At 69.4% G+C, this 19,888-nt stretch carries 18 protein-coding genes; 14 read left to right on the forward strand and 4 right to left on the reverse strand.

What is annotated here, in order from left to right:
• Positions 1 to 28: 28 nt before the first annotated feature.
• Positions 29 to 691, reverse strand: coding sequence for a hypothetical protein (locus FM111_RS06040; RefSeq protein WP_087139963.1), 663 nt, complete (start codon positions 689 to 691; stop codon positions 29 to 31).
• 18 nt (positions 692 to 709) lie between these two features.
• A complete protein-coding gene (locus FM111_RS06045) occupies positions 710 to 952 on the reverse strand; it encodes a hypothetical protein (protein ID WP_087139965.1) in 243 nt (80 codons plus the stop codon).
• A gap of 110 nt (positions 953 to 1,062) precedes the next feature.
• Here FM111_RS06045 and FM111_RS06050 point away from each other — a divergent pair, with 110 nt between their 5' ends.
• From FM111_RS06050 to FM111_RS06080, 7 genes are all read left to right on the forward strand, one after another.
• The gene (locus tag FM111_RS06050; RefSeq protein WP_087139967.1) at positions 1,063 to 2,163 is read left to right on the forward strand and encodes a sensor histidine kinase; all 1,101 of its coding nucleotides are present in this window, start codon (positions 1,063 to 1,065) and stop codon (positions 2,161 to 2,163) included.
• Positions 2,160 to 2,819, forward strand: coding sequence for a response regulator transcription factor (locus tag FM111_RS06055; protein ID WP_087139969.1), 660 nt, complete (start codon positions 2,160 to 2,162; stop codon positions 2,817 to 2,819). The genes FM111_RS06050 and FM111_RS06055 overlap by 4 nt, the downstream gene beginning before the upstream one ends.
• Positions 2,820 to 2,821: 2 nt before the next feature.
• The gene (locus FM111_RS06060) at positions 2,822 to 3,793 is read left to right on the forward strand and encodes a FliM/FliN family flagellar motor switch protein (protein ID WP_087139971.1); all 972 of its coding nucleotides are present in this window, start codon (positions 2,822 to 2,824) and stop codon (positions 3,791 to 3,793) included.
• A 1-nt stretch (position 3,794) separates the two neighbouring features.
• Positions 3,795 to 4,454, forward strand: coding sequence for a type III secretion system export apparatus subunit SctR (gene sctR, locus FM111_RS06065; RefSeq protein ID WP_087139973.1), 660 nt, complete (start codon positions 3,795 to 3,797; stop codon positions 4,452 to 4,454).
• A gap of 11 nt (positions 4,455 to 4,465) precedes the next feature.
• A complete protein-coding gene (gene sctS, locus FM111_RS06070; RefSeq protein ID WP_003164547.1) occupies positions 4,466 to 4,738 on the forward strand; it encodes a type III secretion system export apparatus subunit SctS in 273 nt (90 codons plus the stop codon).
• Positions 4,739 to 5,536: a type III secretion system export apparatus subunit SctT gene (gene sctT / locus FM111_RS06075; protein WP_087139975.1), complete on the forward strand. Its 798-nt coding sequence runs from the start codon at positions 4,739 to 4,741 to the stop codon at positions 5,534 to 5,536.
• 98 nt (positions 5,537 to 5,634) lie between these two features.
• Positions 5,635 to 6,453, forward strand: coding sequence for a DUF1521 domain-containing protein (locus tag FM111_RS06080; RefSeq protein WP_087139977.1), 819 nt, complete (start codon positions 5,635 to 5,637; stop codon positions 6,451 to 6,453).
• Between the two features lie 78 nt (positions 6,454 to 6,531).
• On the opposite strand, the gene FM111_RS06085 is transcribed toward FM111_RS06080, so the two are convergent.
• The gene (locus FM111_RS06085; RefSeq protein ID WP_087139979.1) at positions 6,532 to 7,050 is read right to left on the reverse strand and encodes a hypothetical protein; all 519 of its coding nucleotides are present in this window, start codon (positions 7,048 to 7,050) and stop codon (positions 6,532 to 6,534) included.
• 4 nt (positions 7,051 to 7,054) lie between these two features.
• On the reverse strand, positions 7,055 to 8,164 hold the full coding sequence (locus FM111_RS06090) for a LysM peptidoglycan-binding domain-containing protein (RefSeq protein WP_179205035.1): 1,110 nt from the start codon (positions 8,162 to 8,164) through the stop codon (positions 7,055 to 7,057).
• 206 nt (positions 8,165 to 8,370) lie between these two features.
• Between FM111_RS06090 and FM111_RS06095 the strand changes: the two genes are divergently transcribed.
• From FM111_RS06095 to FM111_RS06125, 7 genes are all read left to right on the forward strand, one after another.
• Positions 8,371 to 9,822 (forward strand): hypothetical protein, encoded by a 1,452-nt coding sequence (locus FM111_RS06095; RefSeq protein WP_087139983.1) that lies wholly within the window; start codon positions 8,371 to 8,373, stop codon positions 9,820 to 9,822.
• Positions 9,823 to 9,863: 41 nt separating this feature from the next.
• Positions 9,864 to 10,451, forward strand: coding sequence for a hypothetical protein (locus tag FM111_RS06100; RefSeq protein ID WP_087139984.1), 588 nt, complete (start codon positions 9,864 to 9,866; stop codon positions 10,449 to 10,451).
• Positions 10,452 to 10,532: 81 nt separating this feature from the next.
• A complete protein-coding gene (locus FM111_RS06105; protein ID WP_087139986.1) occupies positions 10,533 to 11,438 on the forward strand; it encodes a DUF2974 domain-containing protein in 906 nt (301 codons plus the stop codon).
• Between the two features lie 81 nt (positions 11,439 to 11,519).
• Positions 11,520 to 12,344, forward strand: a complete 825-nt coding sequence (locus tag FM111_RS06110; RefSeq protein WP_179205036.1) for an ankyrin repeat domain-containing protein — start codon at positions 11,520 to 11,522, stop codon at positions 12,342 to 12,344.
• 180 nt (positions 12,345 to 12,524) lie between these two features.
• Positions 12,525 to 13,958, forward strand: a complete 1,434-nt coding sequence (locus FM111_RS06115) for an NAD(P)-dependent oxidoreductase (protein WP_087139989.1) — start codon at positions 12,525 to 12,527, stop codon at positions 13,956 to 13,958.
• Positions 13,955 to 18,481, forward strand: coding sequence for a glutamate synthase large subunit (gene gltB, locus FM111_RS06120; RefSeq protein ID WP_087139991.1), 4,527 nt, complete (start codon positions 13,955 to 13,957; stop codon positions 18,479 to 18,481). The genes FM111_RS06115 and gltB overlap by 4 nt, the downstream gene beginning before the upstream one ends.
• A gap of 41 nt (positions 18,482 to 18,522) precedes the next feature.
• A complete protein-coding gene (locus FM111_RS06125) occupies positions 18,523 to 19,851 on the forward strand; it encodes an ammonium transporter (protein ID WP_087139994.1) in 1,329 nt (442 codons plus the stop codon).
• Positions 19,852 to 19,888 lie beyond the last annotated feature (37 nt).

Raw genomic sequence — 19,888 nt, forward strand, 5'->3', positions numbered from 1 at the left:
GCCGGACGGGGTGCGGTGAGCCATGATCTCAGCGCGGCGTGAAATCCCAGCGGCCCTGGTCGCGATCGGCGCGGGCGGCGTCCAGCACGGCGCGCGCCGTCTCGGCTGGAGCGCGGCCCGCCGCCAGCCCCTCGGCGGTCAACCGCACCAAACGGCGACTCTGGCGATTATGCAGTCCTTCGGTCGGGCTATCGGCGTCCGCCGCCAGCTTTCCAGCATAGAGGCGCGCCGCCTCGGGCGAGGTCTGGATCAGGGTCAGCACCAGGGCGGCCGCGCGCTCGAACGCCTCGTCCTCCAGCGGCTGACCCACCACGTCGCGGGTCAGCCAGACGCACAGGAACTCCAGCGGCCCCACGCTGCGGGCGTTGGTCATCAGCCCCCCGCCGGGACCGGACAGGCTCGAAAAGGCCGCCGCGCCCCAAGCCGGCAGGCGCGTGGCGGGCAGGCGATCGGTCGTCAGGGCGCGGGCCAGGGCGTCGGCGGCCAGACGCCGCGCCTCCTCGTCGCCGAAGCGCGCCACGGCGGCCAGCAGTTTGACAAAGCCGGGATAGAGCGCCTCGCCCAGACCGTCGCAGACGCGCTGCAGCACGGTGACGCGCGCATCGGGCGTCGACTGGCCATGCAAGCCGTCGATCAGGGCCTGGGCCGCGCCGGCCCAGTCGGGTTCAGCCTTGAGAACGAGATCGGTCACGATGACCGAGGCATAGCCTCAGCCGAAGCCGTTGTCGCGGGTTTCGGTCAGATGATCGGCGATGACGCGGGCGGCCACGTCCATGTCCAGCCGGTCCGACACCCGCACGCGCACATCGTCGCCGGCGAAGGCGGTGAAGTCGCCGAAGGCCTGACCGCCGCGACCGTGAGCCCGCGCTTCGGCGCCCAGCGGCGTCGAGGCCGACAGATCGCGCGACCAGACGCCGGACAGGGGCGCGTTGTCGGTGCGGATCGTGGTCATGGCGGTCTCCTCGACGTGGAACGCTCCACGCTAGGCCGCCAATCTAGGCGCATCGACGGGCCCTCGCCATGCGGGACTTCCCTAGCCGCCTGCGGACCGGAGGCGCGCCGATGACCGTCGCCCTTCGCCCGCTCGACGCGCCGCAATGGACCGACGCCGCACTCTCGGCGCTGAACATCTGCGCCGCCGCCTTTGACGCGCGCGGCCTGACCTGGCGCTCCCCCGCCTTCGCCGCCGCCTTCCCCGAGTGGCGCGAGGGCGAGGCCCTGCCGGTCGTCGAAACCCGCCTGCCCGGCCTGTCCGAGGCGATCGCGGCGGCCCGGCGCGAGGGCTCCTCGGACGCCCTGATCGTCCAGCCGGGCGGCCGCCGGGTGCATGACGCCCGCCTGGCCCTGTCCGACAGCCTGGTCTTCCTGGAGCTGTCCGACGCCGCCGAGCGGCAGGAGGCCCAGCAGCGTCACCTGGCCGACCGTGAGGAACTGCTGACCACCTCGCGCGTGCTGTCGGTGGGCGAGATGGCCACCATGATCGCCCATGAGCTGAACCAGCCGATCGGCTCCATCGCCAACATCCTGCGCGGGCTGAAGGCGCGGCTGCAACGCGGCGCCCTGACGGTTGAGACCGGCGCCGAGGCCCTGGACCGCGCAACCGAGCAGGCCCTCTACGCCTCGGGCGTCATCCAGCGCGTCCGCACCTTCGTCGATCAACGCCAACCCCAGGTGCAGCGGCTGGATCTGGCCCGCCTGGCTCGCAACACCCTGGATCTGCTGGACTGGGAGATCACCCGCGACCGGGTGACGGCGCGCGCCGCCACGCCGCCGGACCTGCCCGCCGTCCTGGGCGATCCGATCATGATCCAGCAGGTGCTGGTCAATCTGGCGCGCAACGCCCTGGACGCCATGCGCGGCGTCGACCTGCCCCGGCGCGAACTGACCATAGAGGCGCGCCACAGCCTGGACGCGCGCCAAATCGAGCTGACCCTGACCGACACCGGGCCGGGCGTGCCGGAAGAGGCGTCCGCCCGCGTCTTCTCGCCCTTCTTCAGCACCCGCAGCGGCGGCATGGGCGTCGGCCTAGGCATCTGCCGCTCGATCATCGAACTGCATCGCGGCCGCCTGTGGTTCACGCCCGGCGAGACGGGCGGCAGCGTCTTTCACATCGCCCTGCCGCTGGCCGCGGCCGAAACCCCGACCGAGGAGGCCCGCCCATGAGCGCCGTCGCAACACCGGCTGACGGGCCGTCCGGCCGCATCTGCCTGGTCGACGACCACGCCGAGTTCCGCCAGTCCGCCGCCTGGTGGCTGGAAAGCCTGGGCTATGAGGTCGAGTGCTGGGAAGAGCCCGCCGCCTTCCTGGAGGCCATGACCGAGCGCCCGGCCGAACCCGCCTGCTTCCTGCTGGACGTGCGGATGCCGGGGATGTCGGGGCTGGAGTTGATGGAGGCGGCGCGCGAGCGCGGACTGGATCAGCCGGTGATCTTCATGACCGGCCACGGCGACGTGCCCCTGGCGGTCGAGGCCATGCGGCGCGGCGCCGTCACCTTCCTGGAGAAACCCTTTCAGGAGAAGGCGCTGGAAGAGGCCATCGCCCTGGCCTTCCATACCACGCAATCGGAAACAGAAGACGAAACAACCGCTTCTCCGCTGTCCCTCGCCTATCAGGAAAGGTTGTCTCGCCTGACCGCGCGTGAACGCGAGGTCATGGATCTGGTCGTGGCCGGTTCCTACAACAAGGTCATCGCCTATGACCTGGGCATCAGCCCCAAGACGGTCGAACTGCACCGCGCCCGCATCATGACCAAGATGGAGGCGCCGACCCTGACCCATCTGGTCCGCATGGCGGTGTCCGGCCAGGTCGAGGAGGCGTGAGCGTGGCCCTGGACGCCCTGCCCTCCTCGCTCGCGCCCGCGCGCCCGCCCCGGCTGGACGAACCGACCGCGCGCGCACGCGCCGCCGTCGTCGCCGCCCTGGACGGTCTAGTTTTGGACGGATTGCGCGCCAGCGTTCTGATCCCCGATCAGGACGAGGCCTTCGTCGGAGAGCAGGTCACCTTCGCCACGCCGAACGGCGCCGTCCGCGTCGCGCCCCTGACGATCGACGGCGCGGCCTTCGAGAACGGCGACCACGCCGCCTTGCTGGCCGCCGTCTCGACGCTGGAGCCGCTGCTGGCGGCGCTGGAGGATGCCGGCGCCGAAGCGCTGACGCCGGTCGGCGTGCGTTCGGACGCCCCCGAGGCGGCGCACGTCGAGGTCCGCCTCAGCGACGGCGAGCGCACGCTGCACGAGGCGCGCCTGTCCCTGCCGCCCGGCGTGGCCATGCGCCTGCGTCGTGTCGGCGATCAAGCGCCGGGGCTGAACCTGCCCCTGCCCGTCCGCCTGCTCATCGAGGGGCCGCGCCTGTCGCCCGACGATCTGTCGAGCCTGCGCGCGGGCGACCTATTGCTGATCCCCGCTCAGGCCGGGGCCTGGTCCGCGCGCCTGTCGGTTCCCGGCGGGACGATCGTCGGCCTGTTCGACCCCGCGACCCGAAGCTTCACTCATCAACGCAAGGAAAGCCGCATGACCGAGGCCGCCGCCCCACCTGCCGAAAACGAGCATGGACTGACGCTGGGGGCCGACACGCCGATCGCCGTGACGGTCGATCTGGGCGAGACCGCCGCGCCGCTGAAGACCCTGACCGAACTGCGCCCCGGCGCCGTCCTGCCCCTGACCGGACTGGACGCCGAGATGCGCGTCACCCTGCGCAGCGCGGGCCAGGCCTTCGCGCGCGGCCGCCTGGTATCCCTGGGCGAAGCCTACGCCGTGCTGATCGACGCCGTCGCCGACCCGAAGGAGGCCGTCTGACATGGACCTGTCCCAGTTCTCGCCGGGTTCGGCGCTCGTCACCGTCATCCTGCTGGCGCTCGCGCCCTTCGTGGCGGTGATGGTGACGTCCTTCACCAAGATCGTGGTGGTGCTGTCCCTGCTGCGCAACGCCCTGGGCCTGCAGCAGGTGCCGCCGAACATCGTGCTGAACGGCATGGCGCTGATCCTGACGCTTTACGTCATGTTCCCGGTCGGCCAGCGCATGGCCGAGGCCACCAACCACATGCCGCCCACCGCCGCTCTCAGCGACACCCAGCAGTTGTTCGCCTACGCCGACAGCGCCAAGGAACCGCTGCGCGAGTTCCTGATCAAGCACTCGTCCGAGCGCGAGCGCGCCTTCTTCCTGCGCACAGCCCAGCGCATCTCCACCCCTGAAAAGCGCGCCGAGATCACCGCGCGGGACTTCCTGGTCGTCGTGCCCGCCTTCACCGTGTCGGAGCTGGCGACGGCCTTCCAGATCGGCTTCCTGATCTTCCTGCCCTTCCTGATCATAGACCTGGTGGTGTCCAACATATTGCTGGCGATGGGGATGATGATGCTGTCGCCGACCACAGTCTCCCTCCCGTTCAAACTGCTGTTGTTCGTGCTGATCGACGGATGGGTGAAGCTGTCCCACGGCCTTGTGCTCAGTTACGTCTAGGAGAACGCCCCATGATGAACGCCCAGGCCATCGAGCTCGTCAATCAGGCGCTGTGGCTCGTCCTGTTCCTGTCGGCCCCGCCGATCATCGCCGCCTCCATCGTCGGCCTGATCGTGGCGGTGATCCAATCGGCGACGCAGCTTCAGGAGCAGACCCTGCAATATACGGCCAAATTCTTCGCCATCGTGCTGACCCTGTTCGCCACCGCGGCGCTGATCGGCGGCTCGCTGTATCAGTTCAGCGACCGCATCTTCACCGAGTTCCCGGCCCTGGTGCGCCGCTAGGTGTTCGAGGGTCTGGACAGTCTGTTCGACAACGCCATCCTGGTGGCGGTGTCGACCACGCGTGTGGCGACGACCTTCCTGCTGATGCCGCTGCTGTCGCCGCAGACGGTGCCGGCGATGGTCCGCAACTCCATCTTCCTGGTGTTCGGCCTGGCGGTGCTGACCATGCAGCCGCAGGTGGCCCAGATGACCCTGCCGACGGTCCAGTGGATCCTGCTGTTCGGCAAGGAGGCTCTGGTCGGGGTGGTCATCGGCTTCTTCTTCGCCACCATGCTGTGGGCGTTCGAGGCCGCCGGACAGATCATCGACACCAAGGTCGGCGCCACCATGGCCCAGGTGGTTGACCCGCTCAGCGGGCACCAGACCTCACTGAACGGCGAGTTCCTGGGGCGGCTGGCCAACTTCGTCTTCATGTTCTCGGGCGGCCTGCTGCTGCTGGTCGGCACCATACTGGACAGCTTCGTCATCTGGCCCATCGGCAGCCTGACGCCGGTGCTGACCATGAGCAGCCTCAGCCTGTTCGAGGGCGAGTTCACACGGCTGATGACGCTGGCCGTGCTGTTCGCCTCGCCGGTTCTGGTGGTGCTGTTCGTCACCGACGGCGCCCTGGGCCTGGTCAACCGCTATGCGCCGCAGTTGAACGTCTTCTCCCTGTCGCTGTCGATCAAGGCCTGGCTGGCGACCCTGATCATCCTGATCATGATGACCGGCCTGGTGCAGACCCTGCTGAACGAGATCATGGGCCGCCATGACACGGTTCTGGAGGTGCTGAAGGCGATGGGACGGCGCTCCGGCTAGCAAGCTAGGGTCGTCCCTGATGGGGACCGTCCCGACTGTGAAGCCGGGCCCCTGCATGGTCCGATGCCGGTCAGCAAGATCAACCTCGGGGCTGCACGATGACCAGCATCAACACCGCCTTCTCCAACGCCGTCGGGACGCTCGTGCTCGGCGCGGTCGCGGACCGCATGGCCACAGCGGCCAACTTCGCCCAGATGGGCTTCCAGCTGGGTGTCATGCTCAACGGCGCCTTCCAGCCCGCCGCCCCCGCCTTCTCGGCCTCCATGCCCCAGGACGGCAAGGCCACGGTGGACCTGGGCGACGGCTATACGCTGGAGATCAACGAGGCCAACTCCGAATTCGTGGTGCGCGACGCCGACGGCAACGTTACCCAGATCTGGGGCGATCCGCACTTCAACTATAACGGCCAGCACGTCGGCGACTTCTGGGACACCATGACTCTGGAGCTCGAGAACGGAACCAAGATCACCGTCAACACCGAGCCCTTCGGCAACAATCCCAACGCCACCGTCACCAGCCAGTTGGTTATCACGCGCGGCGACCAGGCCATGATCATCGACGGCGTCAGCCAGAACCGGCTGGGCGACCTGAACATCAGCATGAGCAACAACGGCTACGCCCTCGACGCCGCCTATCGCGACGGCCTGACCATCCGCGAGGATGACGCCGCTGGATCGGGCTGGACCAGCGGCATCACCGGCGACGCCGTTAGTCAGGAAGACTTCAACCTGACCAAGATCGGCAACGCCGGATTGCCCGAGACGCTTCAAGCCTTCAGCGACGCCCTGCGCGGCGTCCTGGGCGCCTGGCTGTTGACCGGCGTGTTGAGCGGATTGGCCGAAGCCCTGGGCGGCGCCTCTGAAACCAGCGAGCCCGGCAGCCCGCGCGTCGCCCTCGGCCCAACGCCGACGCGCTGAACTTACCTGCGGTTCAGCGCGGAACCCCGCGGACTTCGGTCCGCGGGGTTTGCTTTGCGTCACAGCAAGGGATCTGCCTCAGCGCCGCTCCAGTGAAGCGGTCGCAGCGTCCACCATGCGGGCGAACTGCTCGACGGCGCTGTCGCGGGCGGCGGCGGGGCCTTCTTCACGCGCCAGACCCGCCGCCAGGGCGCGCAGCATCGGCTCGACCACGGCGGGCGCGGTCAGGTGCGGCGTCGCGCGGGCGTGATCCTGAACCGCGCGCACGAAATCGGTCAGCGCGCGGTCGATGCGGCCCGTTTCGATCGGAGAGACGGCGCTCAGCCGCGCCGCGACCGCCTGGCCGGTCTGGGCGGCCAGCACGCGCATATCGCCGCCGACCACCGCCCCGCCCTGCTGCCCCTGCTCGGCCCTGACCTGAGACAGGGCCACCCCTCGATCCAGACTGTCCGCCGGATCGGGCAGGACCGCGCCGGCCAGCTCGGCCATCGCCTGCACGGCGGCGCCGACGGCCAATGCGCGGCTCTCGGCGAAAGACGCCCCGGCGGAAACCGCCGAGGCGCCGTTCGCGCCGGTGACAGCACTGGATTCAGTCATGCGGTCAGCGGCCGTCCAGCATGTTCAGGGCGTCGCGACGCTCGTCCTCGAACCGCTGGGCCACGCCCGCCTGAACATCGGCGCGCGAGCTGGAGAAGTAGGCCAGTTCGCCGTTGCCGTCGCGACGGCCGCGCTCGTCATAAACGGCGTTGATGAGCGCCCGATCATAGTCAGCGCTGGCGGCATCGACCCCCTGGCGCTCAACCGCCGCCATAGCGCGGGTGACGACCGCCGTGTTCGGGCCGTGATGGACCGAGGTCGACCACACCACATCCTGCAGCGCGTGCGAGCGGTTGGAGATGTCCAGGCCCGCATTCTCGATCCGGGCGGACTGCACGTCATAGTGGGTGCGCTCGATGAATGCGTGCTGGGCGGCCTGGAAGGCTTCCGGCTCGCGCGCGGCGATGGCGCGCCAGGTGTCGGAGAAGCCGCGCGTACCCGCCGCCGTTCCGCCGAACTCATCGGCCCAGCGCGCGCCGTCGGCGGCCAGGAACTCCTGCGGCCGGTTGCGATTCACCGCCAGCTGATAGGAGCCGTAGGACACCCCGCCTGGATCGCCCGAGCCGGAAGACACCGTGCCGGGGCCGCGTCCGCCCGTCTCATAGCGCGCCGACAGGGCGCCCAGGTTCGGATTGACGCCTTCCTGCCCCGCCGCGGGCGTCGCCTCTGCGACGGGTTCAGAAACAGGCGTCGACTGGACCGGCGTCGCCGTCTCAGGCGCCGCGCCGTTCAGGCGGATCTGCTGTCCGACGTGGATCAGCGACGGATTGGCGATGCCGTTGTCCGCCGCCAACTCGCGCCAGCTCATCCCGTATTGCTGGGCGATGCCCGACAAGGTGTCGCCGCCGCGCACCGTATGAACGGCCGTCGCCTCGGCCTGCGCGGCGCCCCGGCCTTCCCCCGCGCCGACCGGCAGCGTCACGGTCTGGCCGGGATGGATCAAGTTCGGATTGGTGATCTGGCGGTTCGCCGCCAGCAGGTCGCCCACGCTGACGCCATAGCGTTCGGCGATGCCGGACAGGGTTTCGCCCGCCCCGACTGTGTGGGCGGGCGCAGCGTCGCGCGCCCCGGCGGCGGCGGACTGGCTGGTGGCGGAGGAAGCGGCGAGAGACATGGGTCGGCTCCAAAAGACGCGGTGATCCGTCAGGCCACTCTGGCGTCTCTTCGCGCGTCTGAAATCTGGGGCTTTCCCTAGCGGCGCCATTCGCGGCCCATCAGGCGTAGGGGATGTCCCTAGCTAAGGACGCCCCCAGCTTATGCCGACGCCGTCCCGATCATAGGCTGGCTCCAGTATTCGCCCGTATCGTGCAGGAGCCGGTCATGACCGTCACGCCCCTTTCGTCGTCCGCCGACACTCGCGTTTTGGCCTCGCCCGTCAGCGGTCCTGTCGCTGGATCGCCCTCGACCAGCCGGGTCGATCAGGCGCTGGACACGATCCGCGATCGCCTGGACGAAGGCTTCTTCAACGACGTCTCCCAGGGCGACCTCAGGGACATCAACGCCACGCTGAACGGCCTGACGGCGGAAGAGCGCAACGCCGTCGTCTCCGAACTGTCCGACGACGAGTTGAACAAGTGGACGGACGAACTCGACAACTCCGGCTTCCTCGGCATGGGCGGCGGGCTGAACGTGGACGAGCGCCGCGACCTTCACACGACGCTTGGCGGCTCGCTGGACGCGACCCAGCTGGAGCGCGTCTACAACGCCTACGACAACCGCGAGCAGAAGATCGAGCTGGCGCAGGGCGTCGCCGCCCACGCGACTTCCGACGTAAAGACCGACTTCATCGCCGCCCTGGCGCCTCAGACGACCGAGGCCGACGGCATGGGCGGCGTGATGATCTCCGACATGGGCGATGCCGAGGGCCTGGCCGTGGCCCATGTGCTGGGCAGCCTGGGCGGCAACGCCTCTGCGCTCAGCACCGCCTATGGATCGCTGAACGACACCCAGCTGTCGGCCGTCTTCGAGGCCGGAACCCAGCAGACCATGTACGCGAACATGCAAGGCGGCGCGCCGACCTACAGCTATGACGCCGGGCCGCTGGCCGATGTCGTCGACGCCGCCGCCACCAGCCCCGACGCCGAGCTGAAGGCGCGGGTGTTCGAGCTGGCGGGCCGCCAGATGGCCAGCGTCTCAGACGCCAACGGCGTGCTGACGCCCTCGCTAGGGACCGGCGAAGCCGCCGACGAAATCCGCGCCAGCATGGAGGGCCTGCTGAAATCCGACGTCAACGGCGTGGTCGACGCGCTGGAGCAGGACTATCAGGCCGGCAAGGGCATGACCGCCTTCCTGCAGGAGACCCTGGGTCAGGACGGCGGAGCCGACACGATCCGCGGCCTGGTCGACCAGCTGGCGCGCGGCAATGATCTGAACGGCGACATGCTGCAACGCTTCACCGCCCCGACGCAGCAGGACGGCGGCGTCTTCTATCCGGCCGCCGAGCGTATGGGCTATTTCTCCGGCGCCCTTCATGAAGCCTTCGAAGGCGTGAACAAGGGCGCGGCCGAGAACGTCGAGACGCTGAAGACCATCTTCGGCTTCGCCACCGGCAAGCTGCCTGGGCCGGGCGTCAGCGATGCGACCGGCTGGCTGAGCGACCAGGTCTTCGACACGGCCCTGAGCCAGTATCAGAGCGGTCAGGCCGACCTGTTCGAGAGCATCGTGGCGTTGACCACCCCGACCGGCGCGGACGGCCGCCGCCCCTATGACGGCCCGGCCGAAGTCAGCTACAACGAGGGTTGGGAGTCCGTGACGCGGATTCCGCTGAACTGATCCTCAGAGTCTGGCCGCGCCCGGACGGAAAGGACGCGGCCTTGCCTGCCCCCCGTTGGCTTCTGATCCTGGCGACCCTGACCATGCTGACCGCCTGCGACTCCTCCCCCGCCGCCCCTGACGCCGCGCCCGAAGCGACGCCCGCCGCCGTCACGACCGAGAGCTTCATCGCCGCCGCCGCCCGGATCGACGCGAACGCTCTGCCCGCCCTGGCGGACGCCGTGGACGCCGACCCTGCGGGCGTGGCGAACCAGCTTCAAAGTGGTCTGGGCGGTCGTCGGGCCTTGCAGGCCTACGCCGCCGCCATGCTGGAAAGCGGACAGGCGGATCGTCTGGGGCGGCAATGGGCGGCGCTGACGGCAGACCCCACCGCCCTGTCTACCGCTGAACAGAGGGACGGCGGCGTCTGGCATCCTCGCGCCGAGGACGCCGGCTTCTTCACAGGCGGAATCGCCGCCGCGCTGTCGCAAAACCCCAAGGCCCTGCCCGACTTCGCTCAAGGCGCAGGCGTCGTCCCGCCCGCTCCCGGCCAGGACGTCTCCGAATGGCTTTCAGCACGCATCGACGCCTTGCCTCGCCCCGCCCGCGCCGCCTTCGACCAGGCTCTGCACGCGGGCGCCGTGCGCTAAGGCCCCACAGTCTAGGGAAGACCCTAGCAGCGCGGTTCGGCGAGCAGCGATAGGGTGACTGCATAGGATCGGGAGGCGACCATGCAGATCGACCGGATCGGCGCGACATCGTTCCAACCTCAAGCGGCGCCGACGCCGACGCGCTTCGACGATGACCCGCGCGTCGCCCTGGACTGGGCGCCGCCGCCCGCCGCGCCAGTTCAGGCCCAGGCCGTCGTCTCCTCCGCCCGTTCGGACAATGTCGTCGATCTGGACGCCGCGCGGACGCATCTGGCGCTGTCGGCCGACGTTTATAACGACACCCCCTCGCCGCCCGACGGCTGGCACGTGGCGGGACCGGACGACCTGGACCGCTTGCGCCTGACGCCCGACCTGCTGGAGCGCGCCGATTCCGAATTCCGCGCCCGCGTCTATGTCAGCGACGAGGGCGGTCAGACCCGCTACGTCGTCGCCTTCCGCGGCTCCCAGGCGGGCGAGGACTGGCTCAACAACGGCCAGCAGGCGCTGGGCCTGTCCTCCGAGCACTACGACAAGGCCTTGCGCATCGGCCAGAGGCTGTCCGCTGTCGAGGCGGACGTCACCCTGACCGGTCACTCGCTCGGCGGCGGCATGGCCTCGGCCGCGTCCCTGGCGTCGGGCCACGACGCGGACACCTTCAACGCCTCAGGCCTGCACGCCTCCACCATCGAGAGCGCGCAGGCGGGCGGACGCCCCACGCCCGACATCGACGCCTTCTACCTCAAGGGCGATCCGCTCAGTCTGCTGCAGGACGGCGGCGACCGGATCATCCTCGGCGGCCTGGGAGCGATTCTGCTCGGCCCGCTCGGCGGCGTGGCCGCCGGATGGGCGGGCGACGCGCCCGAGGCCGTCGGCGACCGCATACCCGTGTCTCCCACCCCGCCCGAGGACCAGTCCTGGTGGAATTGGACGCCCGGCGCCCTGCACGGCGTCGAATGGTTCCAGTCCAGCCTGGACGCCATGCGATAAGGAGGCGGAACGGCCTCGACCCGCAGTCCGTTCAACGCCAAGATGCGCCTCTTCACGCCGATCCTTCTCGCTGGAGTTCTGATGAGCGGTTGCGACGCCCGCGCCGAGGGTTTTGTCGTCGGCACCGTCCTGCCCTCCCCGGCCAGCGTGGCCGCGCTGGGCCGGGACGGTCATTCCACCCGCGACATGGTCGAGGCGGTCCGCGACGGCGACCTGACGAAAGCTCGCCGCCTGCTGGACGCCGATCCTGCCCTGGCGCGCATCGGCGACGGACAAAATCTGGACCTGCTGACCCTGGCCGTCGCGCGTGACGACCGGGCCATGGTCAGCCTGCTGCTGGAAAAGGGCGCCCCGCCCGACGGACCGAACGGCGAGACCTCGCTCAGCCTGGCCCTGCGCGCCCGCGAACCCTGGCACGCACAGGCCCTGCTTCAGGCAGGCGCTTCGCCTGATCCGGTCGCGCCCGGCGCCTTCTGGCCGCTGGACGAGGCCATCGCGCTCAACTCCCTGGGCGCGGTTCGCCTGCTGCTGGATCACGGCGCCGACGTGAACCGGGCCGACCGTACCGGCGGCACGCCGCTGGAGGCCGCCGTCGCCATGCGCAACTATCGCATCGCCGAACTTCTGCTGGAACGCGGCGCCGATCCTTGGGCCGTCGGCGTCAACGGCGACACCATCGCCGCCGCCCTGAACACTCCTGTCCGTCCCAGCGAGTCCGTCGAAGCCCAGGCCGAATTCCGCGTCAAAGCCCGCATGACCGCCGCCGGCTGGCGCTTCCCACCGCCCTCGGCGCAGGCCGTGCGCGCCGACGTCCTCGCCGGCCGCTGGCCTCCCGTCGGCGCAGAAGGCGGCCGTCCGCCCTCGCCCGAACTGGTGCGACGGATGCGAGAACTGTGGTCCAATTAATGCGTCACCGCATCGCCGCCAATTTCGCACGCGAAAAAACCATCGCATTGCACACTATTGATGGATAAATTAATGCCGTATTTTGGCATTAATAGCTATTCTTTCCTTTTGTTACGGCATCAACTTGCCTAAATTGGAATAATATTTGCACACAGCGCCACCACCTCGTTTAATGTGCACATGCAAAAAGGTGGCCGTTCCAACCCTGGTGGTTTTCTGATTGAGCAGCGTCGGCTGGAGAAACAGCCCGCTGAGCTGCGCGTGCGCGCCTTCACGGAGATCACGCTCAAACCGACCGCCGCTAGCGGGACGGTCCAGGCGTCGCGCTGCACCGACTGCGGCGTGCCCTTCTGCCAGAACGCCTGCCCGCTGCAGAACAACATCCCTGACTGGCTGGCCCTGTCGGCCGACGGCGACGTTCGCGAGGCCTGGCGCGTCGCCTCGGCCACCTCGACCATGCCCGAAATCTGCGGCCGCATCTGTCCGCAGGACCGTCTGTGCGAGGGCGCCTGCACCTTGCAGCAATCCGGCTGGGACGGCGTCACCATCGGCTCGGTCGAGGCCTGGATCGCCGACACCGCCTTCGACAACGGCTGGGTCGATCCCATCCGCCCCCTCGTCGAACGCGGCCAGAGCGTCGCCATCGTCGGCTCAGGCCCCGCCGGTCTGGCCGCCGCCGACCGCCTGCGCAGGGAGGGCTATCAGGTCACGGTCTATGACCGCCACGACCGCGCCGGCGGCCTGCTGACCTACGGCATCCCCGGCTTCAAGCTGGAGAAGCGCATCGTCCAGCGCCGCATCGACCGCCTGGTCGAGGGCGGCGTACAGTTCGTGCTCAACACCAACGTCGGCGTCGATGTGACTATGGATGAACTGCGGTCGCGCCATGACGCCGTCCTGCTGGCCATGGGCGTCTATCAGGCCCGCACCCTCAGCGTGCCGGGTCGCGGGCCGAACGACACTGTCGCCGCCCTCGACTTCCTGATCGCCCAGAACCGCGTCGACTGCGGCGACGCCGCCGACGCTTCGGCGCCTCACGCGGCCGGTCGCGACGTGGTCGTCGTCGGCGGCGGCGACACGGCCATGGACTGCGTCCGCACCGCCGTCCGTCAGGGCGCGAACAGCGTCGTCTGCCTCTATCGCCGCGACCGCGACAACATGCCGGGCTCGGCCCGCGAGGTGCAGAACGCCGAGGAGGAAGGCGTCCGCTTCGAATGGCTGGGCGCGCCCAAGGCCCTGATGTCGAAAGGCGAGGCCGTCACCGCCGTCCGCGCCCAGCGCATGGCCCTGACGGAATCCGCCTCGGGCCAGCGTCGCGACATCGCCCCCGTGGCCGGCTCGGACTTCGACCTGCCCGCCGATCTGGTGATCGAGGCCCTGGGCTTCGAGCCTGAGGCCTTTAACGAGCAGATCGACGCGGGCCTCGGCCTGACCAAATGGAACACCCTGCAGGTGGCGTGTGGCGGTTTCGCCACCACCCTGCCCGGCGTGTTCGCCGCCGGGGACGCCGTGCGCGGTGCCTCCCTCGTCGTCTGGGCCGTGCGCGACGGCCAGGACGCCGCGGCCGAAATCGACCGCTACCTGCGCGCGCGTACCGAGGAAGCCGCGGCATGACCGACGCATCGCAACAGAACTGGCTGGCCCAGTACGAAGAGAACCGCGCCCGTCTGATCGAGGGCGGCGCCTATGACCCGTCGTCGGAACGCGACGCCTGCGGCGTGGGCCTGGTCTGCGCCATCGACGGCAAGCCCCGGCGCGAGATCGTCGAGATGGCCATCAAGTCGCTGAAGGCCGTGGCCCACCGCGGCGCGGTCGACGCCGACGGCCTGTCTGGCGACGGCGCCGGCATCATGATCGAACTGCCCCAGGCCTTCTTCGCGGCCCAGGTGCGCGCGGTCGGCCAGACCCTGCGCGCCGGCCCCATCGCCGTCGGCCAGGTCTTCCTGCCCCGCACCGACCTGGGCGCCCAGGACCACGCCCGCGCCATCGTCGAGGCCGAGGCCATCCGCTCGGGTTTCTACATCTACGGCTGGCGCCAGACGCCGCTGGACCTGTCGGTGGTCGGCGTGCGCGCCGACGCCACCCGGCCCGAGATCGAGCAGATCATGCTGGCCGCGCCGGAAGGCATGGAGATCGAGGAGCTGGAGCGCGAGCTCTTCCTGTGTCGCCGCCGCATCGAAAAGGCGGTGCAGGCGTCGGGCCTGAACGGCTTCTACCTCTGCTCCCTGTCGGCCCGCTCCATCGTCTACAAGGGCATGGTCCGCGCCGAGCTGCTGGGCCAGCTGTACCACGACCTGAACGACCCGACGGTCGAGGCCGGCTACGCCGTCTTCCACCAGCGCTATTCGACCAACACCTTCCCCGAGTGGAAGCTGGCCCAGCCCTTCCGCATGCTGGCCCACAACGGCGAGATCAACACGCTTCAGGGCAACCTGAACTGGATGCGCGCCCACGAGATCCGCATGGCGGCCTCGGCCTTCGGCGACCGCGACCAGGAGGTCAAGCCGGTGGTCCAGCCGGGCGGCTCGGACTCGGCGGCCCTGGACAACGTCTTCGAGGTTCTGGTCCGCGCCGGGCGTCCCGCGCCCCTGGCCAAGGCCCTGCTGGTGCCCGAGGCCTGGTCCTCGGACGACGTGGTGATGAAGCCCGAGCACCGCGCCCTTTACGCCTACTGCAACGCGGTGATGGAGCCGTGGGACGGCCCCGCCGCCCTGTGCGCCGTCGACGGCCGCTGGGTCGTGGCGGGCAAGGACCGCAACGGCCTGCGCCCCCTGCGCGCCGTGGAAACCGTGGACGGCCTGCTGCTGGCCGGCTCGGAGGCCGGTCTGGTCCCCCTGCCCGAGGGCCGCATCAAGCGCCGCCTGCACATCGGCCCCGGCAAGCTGATCGCCGTCGATCTGAAGCACGGCCGCATCTACGATGAGCATGAGGCTGTCGACGCCCTGGCCGCCGCCCAGCCCTACTCCGACTGGCTGGACAACATGGTCGATCTGGAACCCATCATCGGCCCCGGACCGGAACCGCGCGCCGCTGTCGGCGAGGCCCTGATCCGCCGCCAGATCGCCGCCGGTTTCAGCCGCGAGGATCTGGACCTGCTGCTGGACGCCCTGGTCCGCGACGGCAAGGAAGCGGTCGGCTCCATGGGCGACGACGCCCCGCCCGCCGTCCTGTCCAGCCTGCCGCGCCCCCTGGCCCACTATTTCCGCCAGAACTTCTCGCAGGTCACCAACCCGCCCATCGACCCCCTGCGTGAAGCCGGGGCCATGAGCCTGAAGACCCGCTTCAAGAACCTGGGCAACATCCTGGCCCAGGACGAGGCCCAGACCGAGGTCTTCGTGCTGGACAGCCCGGTCCTGACCACCGGCATGTACCAGCGCCTGCTGGGCGTCATCGCCGACGGCTCGACCACGGTGATCGACTGCACCTATCCGCTGCCCGCCGACAGCGACCGCTCCGGCGCCGGCCTGCGTCAGGCGCTGGACCGCATCCGCGACGAGGCTGAGACCGCTGCGCGCGAAGGCGCCACCCTGATCGTCCTGACCGACGAACACGCCTCGGCAGAGCGTCTGGCCTCGCCGATGATCCTGGCCACCGCCGGGACGCATGGCCGCCTAATCTCCGCGGGCCTGCGCACCTATTGCTCGCTGGTCGTGCGGTCCGCCGAGACCCTCGACCCTCACGCCTTCGCCGTTCTGGTCGGGGTCGGGGCCACCGCCGTCAATCCATGGCTGGCCCAGGAACTGTTCCAGGACCGTCTGGATCGCGGCGCCTATCCGGGCCTGACGCTCCACGACGCCTGCCTCAACTACAAGCACGGCATCGAGGCCGGCCTGCTCAAGGTGCTGGCGCGCAAGGGCATCAGCATCATCTCCGCCTATCGCGGCGGCTGCGAGTTCGAGGTCCTGGGCCTGTCGCGGGCTCTGGCCGCCGAGTTTTTCCCCGGCGCCCCCTCGCGCATCTCGGGCATCGGTCTGGCCGGTCTGGAGCAGGCGGCGCTCAAGCGTCACACCGTCGCCTTCGGCGCGGCGGTTCCCTCCCCGTCCATGGGCGGCTTCTTCCGCATCCGTGCGGGCGGCGAGGCCCACGCCCATGACGCGAAGACCATCCACCTGCTGCAGGACGCGGTGAACCGCGGCGACTTCAAGCGCTTCAAGCAGTACTCCGCCGCCGTCCGCGAACAGCCCGATCTGGCCCTGCGCGACCTGCTGGACTTCAAGGACGGCCTGACCCCGGTCCAGCTGCACGAGGTCGAGAGCGTCTCGGACATCCGCCGCCGCTTCCTGTCCCAGGCCATGTCGCTCGGCGCCCTGTCGCCCGAGGCGCACGAGACCCTGAACATCGCCATGAATCGGATGGGCGCGCGCGCCGTCTCCGGCGAGGGCGGCGAGGACCCGGCCCGCTACGTCCCGCGTCCGAACGGCGACAACGCCAACTCGGCGGTCAAGCAGGTGGCCTCGGGCCGCTTCGGCGTCACCGCCGAATACCTGAACCAGTGCCGCGAGATCGAGATCAAGGTGGCCCAGGGCGCCAAGCCCGGCGAAGGCGGCCAACTGCCCGGCTTCAAGGTCACCGAGTTCATCGGCCGGATGCGCCACGCGGTCCCCGGCACCACCCTGATCAGCCCGCCGCCGCACCACGACATCTATTCGATCGAGGACCTAGCCCAGCTGATCTACGACCTGAAGGCGATCAATCCCGACGCCAAGGTCACGGTGAAACTGGTCTCGGCCACCGGCATCGGCGCCATCGCCTCGGGTGTGGCCAAGGCCAAGGCCGACGCCATCCTGATCGCCGGACACAACGGCGGCACCGGCGCCTCGCCCCAGACCTCGGTCAAGCACGCCGGCATGCCGTGGGAGATCGGCCTGGCGGAGGCGCATCAGGTCCTCAGCCTGAACCACCTGCGCTCCTCGGTCAGCTTGCGCGCCGACGGTGGCATCCGCACCGGCCGCGACGTGGTCCTGGCCGCCCTGCTGGGGGCCGAGGAATACGGCATCGGCACCTCGGGCCTGATCGCCATGGGCTGCCTGATGGTGCGTCAGTGCCACTCCAACACCTGCCCCGTCGGCGTCTGCTCGCAGGACGAACGCCTGCGCGCCAAGTTCACCGGCACGCCGGAGAAGGTGGTCAACCTCTTCACCTTCATCGCCGAGGAGGTCCGCGAAATCCTGGCCTCCATCGGCGCGCGCACAATCGATGAAATTGTGGGCCGCACCGACCTGTTGCGTCAGACCCGTCGCGGCGGCTCGCATCTGGACGATCTGGACCTCAACCCCCTGCTGATGAAGGTCGACGTCGATCGTCCCGGCCGCTGGGCCGACAAGGTGCGCAAGCCCGTCCCCGAAAGCCTGGACGCCCAGGTGCTGAAGGACGCCGCCCCCTTCCTGGAGCGCGGCCAGACGCTGGAGCTGTCCTATCCGCTGAACAACACCCAGCGCACGGCGGGCGCGGGCGTCTCCTCCGCCATTGTCCGCAAGTTCGGCCCGCAGGGTCCGCAGGGCCGTCTGAAGCTGAAGCTGGAAGGCATCGCCGGTCAGAGCTTCGGCGCCTTCGGAGCCAAGGGCCTGATCCTCGACGTCACCGGCGAGGTCAACGACTACGTCGGCAAGGGCCTGTCCGGGGCCGACATCCATGTCCGCCCCCATGAGTGGCGCGCGGATCAGCAGGTCTGCGGCAACACCACCCTTTATGGCGCCACCTCGGGCCGTCTGTTCGTGGCGGGGGCGGCGGGCGAACGCTTCGCCGTCCGCAACTCGGGCGCCGAGGCCGTGGTCGAGGGTCTGGGCGCGCACGGCTGCGAATACATGACCGGCGGTCGTGTCGTCGTTCTGGGTTCGGTCGGCTGGAACCTGGCGGCGGGCATGAGCGGCGGCGAGCTGTTCGTGCTCGACGCCGAGGGCCGGGCCGCTCAAGCCCTGAACGGCGACATGGCCGGCGTCGGCGCCATCGACGCCGAGGCGGAAGCTCGACTGAAGACCCTGATCGAGGCCCACGCCAGCGCCACCGCCTCACCTCTGGCGCGGCCCATCCTGGCCGACTGGGCGTCGTTCGCGCCCCGCTTCGTCCGCATCGCCCCGAAGACCGTCCTCGCCGCCGAGGCCGCAAACACCGACGTCAGGCTGGCCCAACCGGCCTGACGTCGCCTTCCCTTCCGCAGCGTCTTCTCCCCGAGACCTTCATGACATCACCGACGATCACCAGGGCCGCAGCATTCTGTTGCGGCCTTTTCGCCGTTGCGCTTTGCGCGCCCGCCTTCGCCGCCGCCCCGCCTGATCTGCTAGCGCATCAGGTCCCGCTGGCGCTGGACGGTCCCGGCACGGCCTGGATTTTGACCTCGACGGCCTTCGTGCTGATGATGACCCTGCCGGGTCTGGCGCTCTTCTATGGCGGCATGGTGCGCAAGAAGAACCTGATCGCCACCATCGCCCATTCGACGGCGGCCATGGCCATCGTCACCGTCCTGTGGTTCGTCGCCGGCTACACCCTGTCGTTCGGCACCAGCGACGGCCCGTCCAACGGCTTCATCGGCAGTCTTCAGGCCCTGTTCCTGAATGGAGTCGGCACCCACACCGCCCACACCCTGACCCCCGGCCTGCCCGAGTTCCTGTGGATCAGCTATCAGCTGACCTTCGCCATCATCACCCCGGCCCTGATCGCGGGCGCCTTCGCCGAGCGCATCAAGTTCTCGGCCAGCGTGCTCTTCTTCACCCTGTGGCACCTGATCGTCTATGCGCCGATCTGCCATCAGGTCTGGGGCGGCGGCTGGATGGGCGAACTGGGCGTGCTCGACTTCGCCGGCGGCGCCGTGGTCCACGTCAATGCGGGCGTGGCCGGTCTGGTCTGCGCCATCGTTCTGGGTCCGCGTCATGGCTGGGGCCGGGACAACATGGCCCCGCACAACCTGGCCTTCACCGCCATCGGCACGGGCCTGCTGTTCGTCGGCTGGATGGGCTTCAACGGCGGCTCGGCCGCGGGCGCCAATGAGATCGCCGCCGTCGCCGTCTTCAACACCCTGCTGGCCCCCGCCGCCGCCGCTGTCGGCTGGATCGCGGTCGAGTGGACGCTGAAGAAGAAGCCAACCCTGCTGGGCCTGCTGACCGGCGTGGTCGCAGGGTTAGTCGCCATCACCCCCGCCGCCGGTTTCGTCGACCCCAAGGGCGCCTTCCTGATCGGTCTGATCTCGGGTCCGGTCGCCTATGTCGGCGCGGTTTGGCTGAAACATAAGCTCAAATACGATGACAGCCTGGACGCCTTCGGGGTGCATGGCGTCGCCGGCATCGCCGGGGCCCTGCTGACCGGGGTCTTCGCCAACGCCGCCATCAACCCGCTGGCCGAAGGCGCCACAGTCTGGAAACAGGCTGTCGGCCTGGGCGGTGCCATGGTCTGGAGCGCCGTCGGCACCTTCATCGTGCTGATGATCTGCAAATGCACCGTCGGCCTGCGCGTCGAGACCGAGGCCGAGATCGAGGGTCTGGATTTCAGCCAACACGGCGAGGCCCTGCACTAGGAGCCGCCCGGAAGAAACGCAAAAAAAAAAGGGGGCG

This window comes from Brevundimonas diminuta 3F5N, from assembly GCF_900163625.1.
GTDB classification, from domain to species: domain Bacteria; phylum Pseudomonadota; class Alphaproteobacteria; order Caulobacterales; family Caulobacteraceae; genus Brevundimonas; species Brevundimonas diminuta_A.

What these genes read in the sequence shown, in the direction of transcription:
- FM111_RS06045 (WP_087139965.1), bottom strand. Translation starts at nt 952, where the DNA reads ATGACCACGATCCGCACCGACAACGCGCCCCTGTCCGGCGTCTGGTCG.
- FM111_RS06055 (WP_087139969.1), top strand. Translation starts at nt 2,160, where the DNA reads ATGAGCGCCGTCGCAACACCGGCTGACGGGCCGTCCGGCCGCATCTGC.
- FM111_RS06090 (WP_179205035.1), bottom strand. Translation starts at nt 8,164, where the DNA reads ATGTCTCTCGCCGCTTCCTCCGCCACCAGCCAGTCCGCCGCCGCCGGG.
- FM111_RS06125 (WP_087139994.1), top strand. Translation starts at nt 18,523, where the DNA reads ATGACATCACCGACGATCACCAGGGCCGCAGCATTCTGTTGCGGCCTT.
- sctS (WP_003164547.1), top strand. Translation starts at nt 4,466, where the DNA reads ATGATGAACGCCCAGGCCATCGAGCTCGTCAATCAGGCGCTGTGGCTC.
- gltB (WP_087139991.1), top strand. Translation starts at nt 13,955, where the DNA reads ATGACCGACGCATCGCAACAGAACTGGCTGGCCCAGTACGAAGAGAAC.
- FM111_RS06110 (WP_179205036.1), top strand. Translation starts at nt 11,520, where the DNA reads ATGAGCGGTTGCGACGCCCGCGCCGAGGGTTTTGTCGTCGGCACCGTC.
- FM111_RS06105 (WP_087139986.1), top strand. Translation starts at nt 10,533, where the DNA reads ATGCAGATCGACCGGATCGGCGCGACATCGTTCCAACCTCAAGCGGCG.
- FM111_RS06050 (WP_087139967.1), top strand. Translation starts at nt 1,063, where the DNA reads ATGACCGTCGCCCTTCGCCCGCTCGACGCGCCGCAATGGACCGACGCC.
- FM111_RS06080 (WP_087139977.1), top strand. Translation starts at nt 5,635, where the DNA reads ATGACCAGCATCAACACCGCCTTCTCCAACGCCGTCGGGACGCTCGTG.
- FM111_RS06095 (WP_087139983.1), top strand. Translation starts at nt 8,371, where the DNA reads ATGACCGTCACGCCCCTTTCGTCGTCCGCCGACACTCGCGTTTTGGCC.
- sctR (WP_087139973.1), top strand. Translation starts at nt 3,795, where the DNA reads ATGGACCTGTCCCAGTTCTCGCCGGGTTCGGCGCTCGTCACCGTCATC.
- FM111_RS06085 (WP_087139979.1), bottom strand. Translation starts at nt 7,050, where the DNA reads ATGACTGAATCCAGTGCTGTCACCGGCGCGAACGGCGCCTCGGCGGTT.
- FM111_RS06115 (WP_087139989.1), top strand. Translation starts at nt 12,525, where the DNA reads ATGCAAAAAGGTGGCCGTTCCAACCCTGGTGGTTTTCTGATTGAGCAG.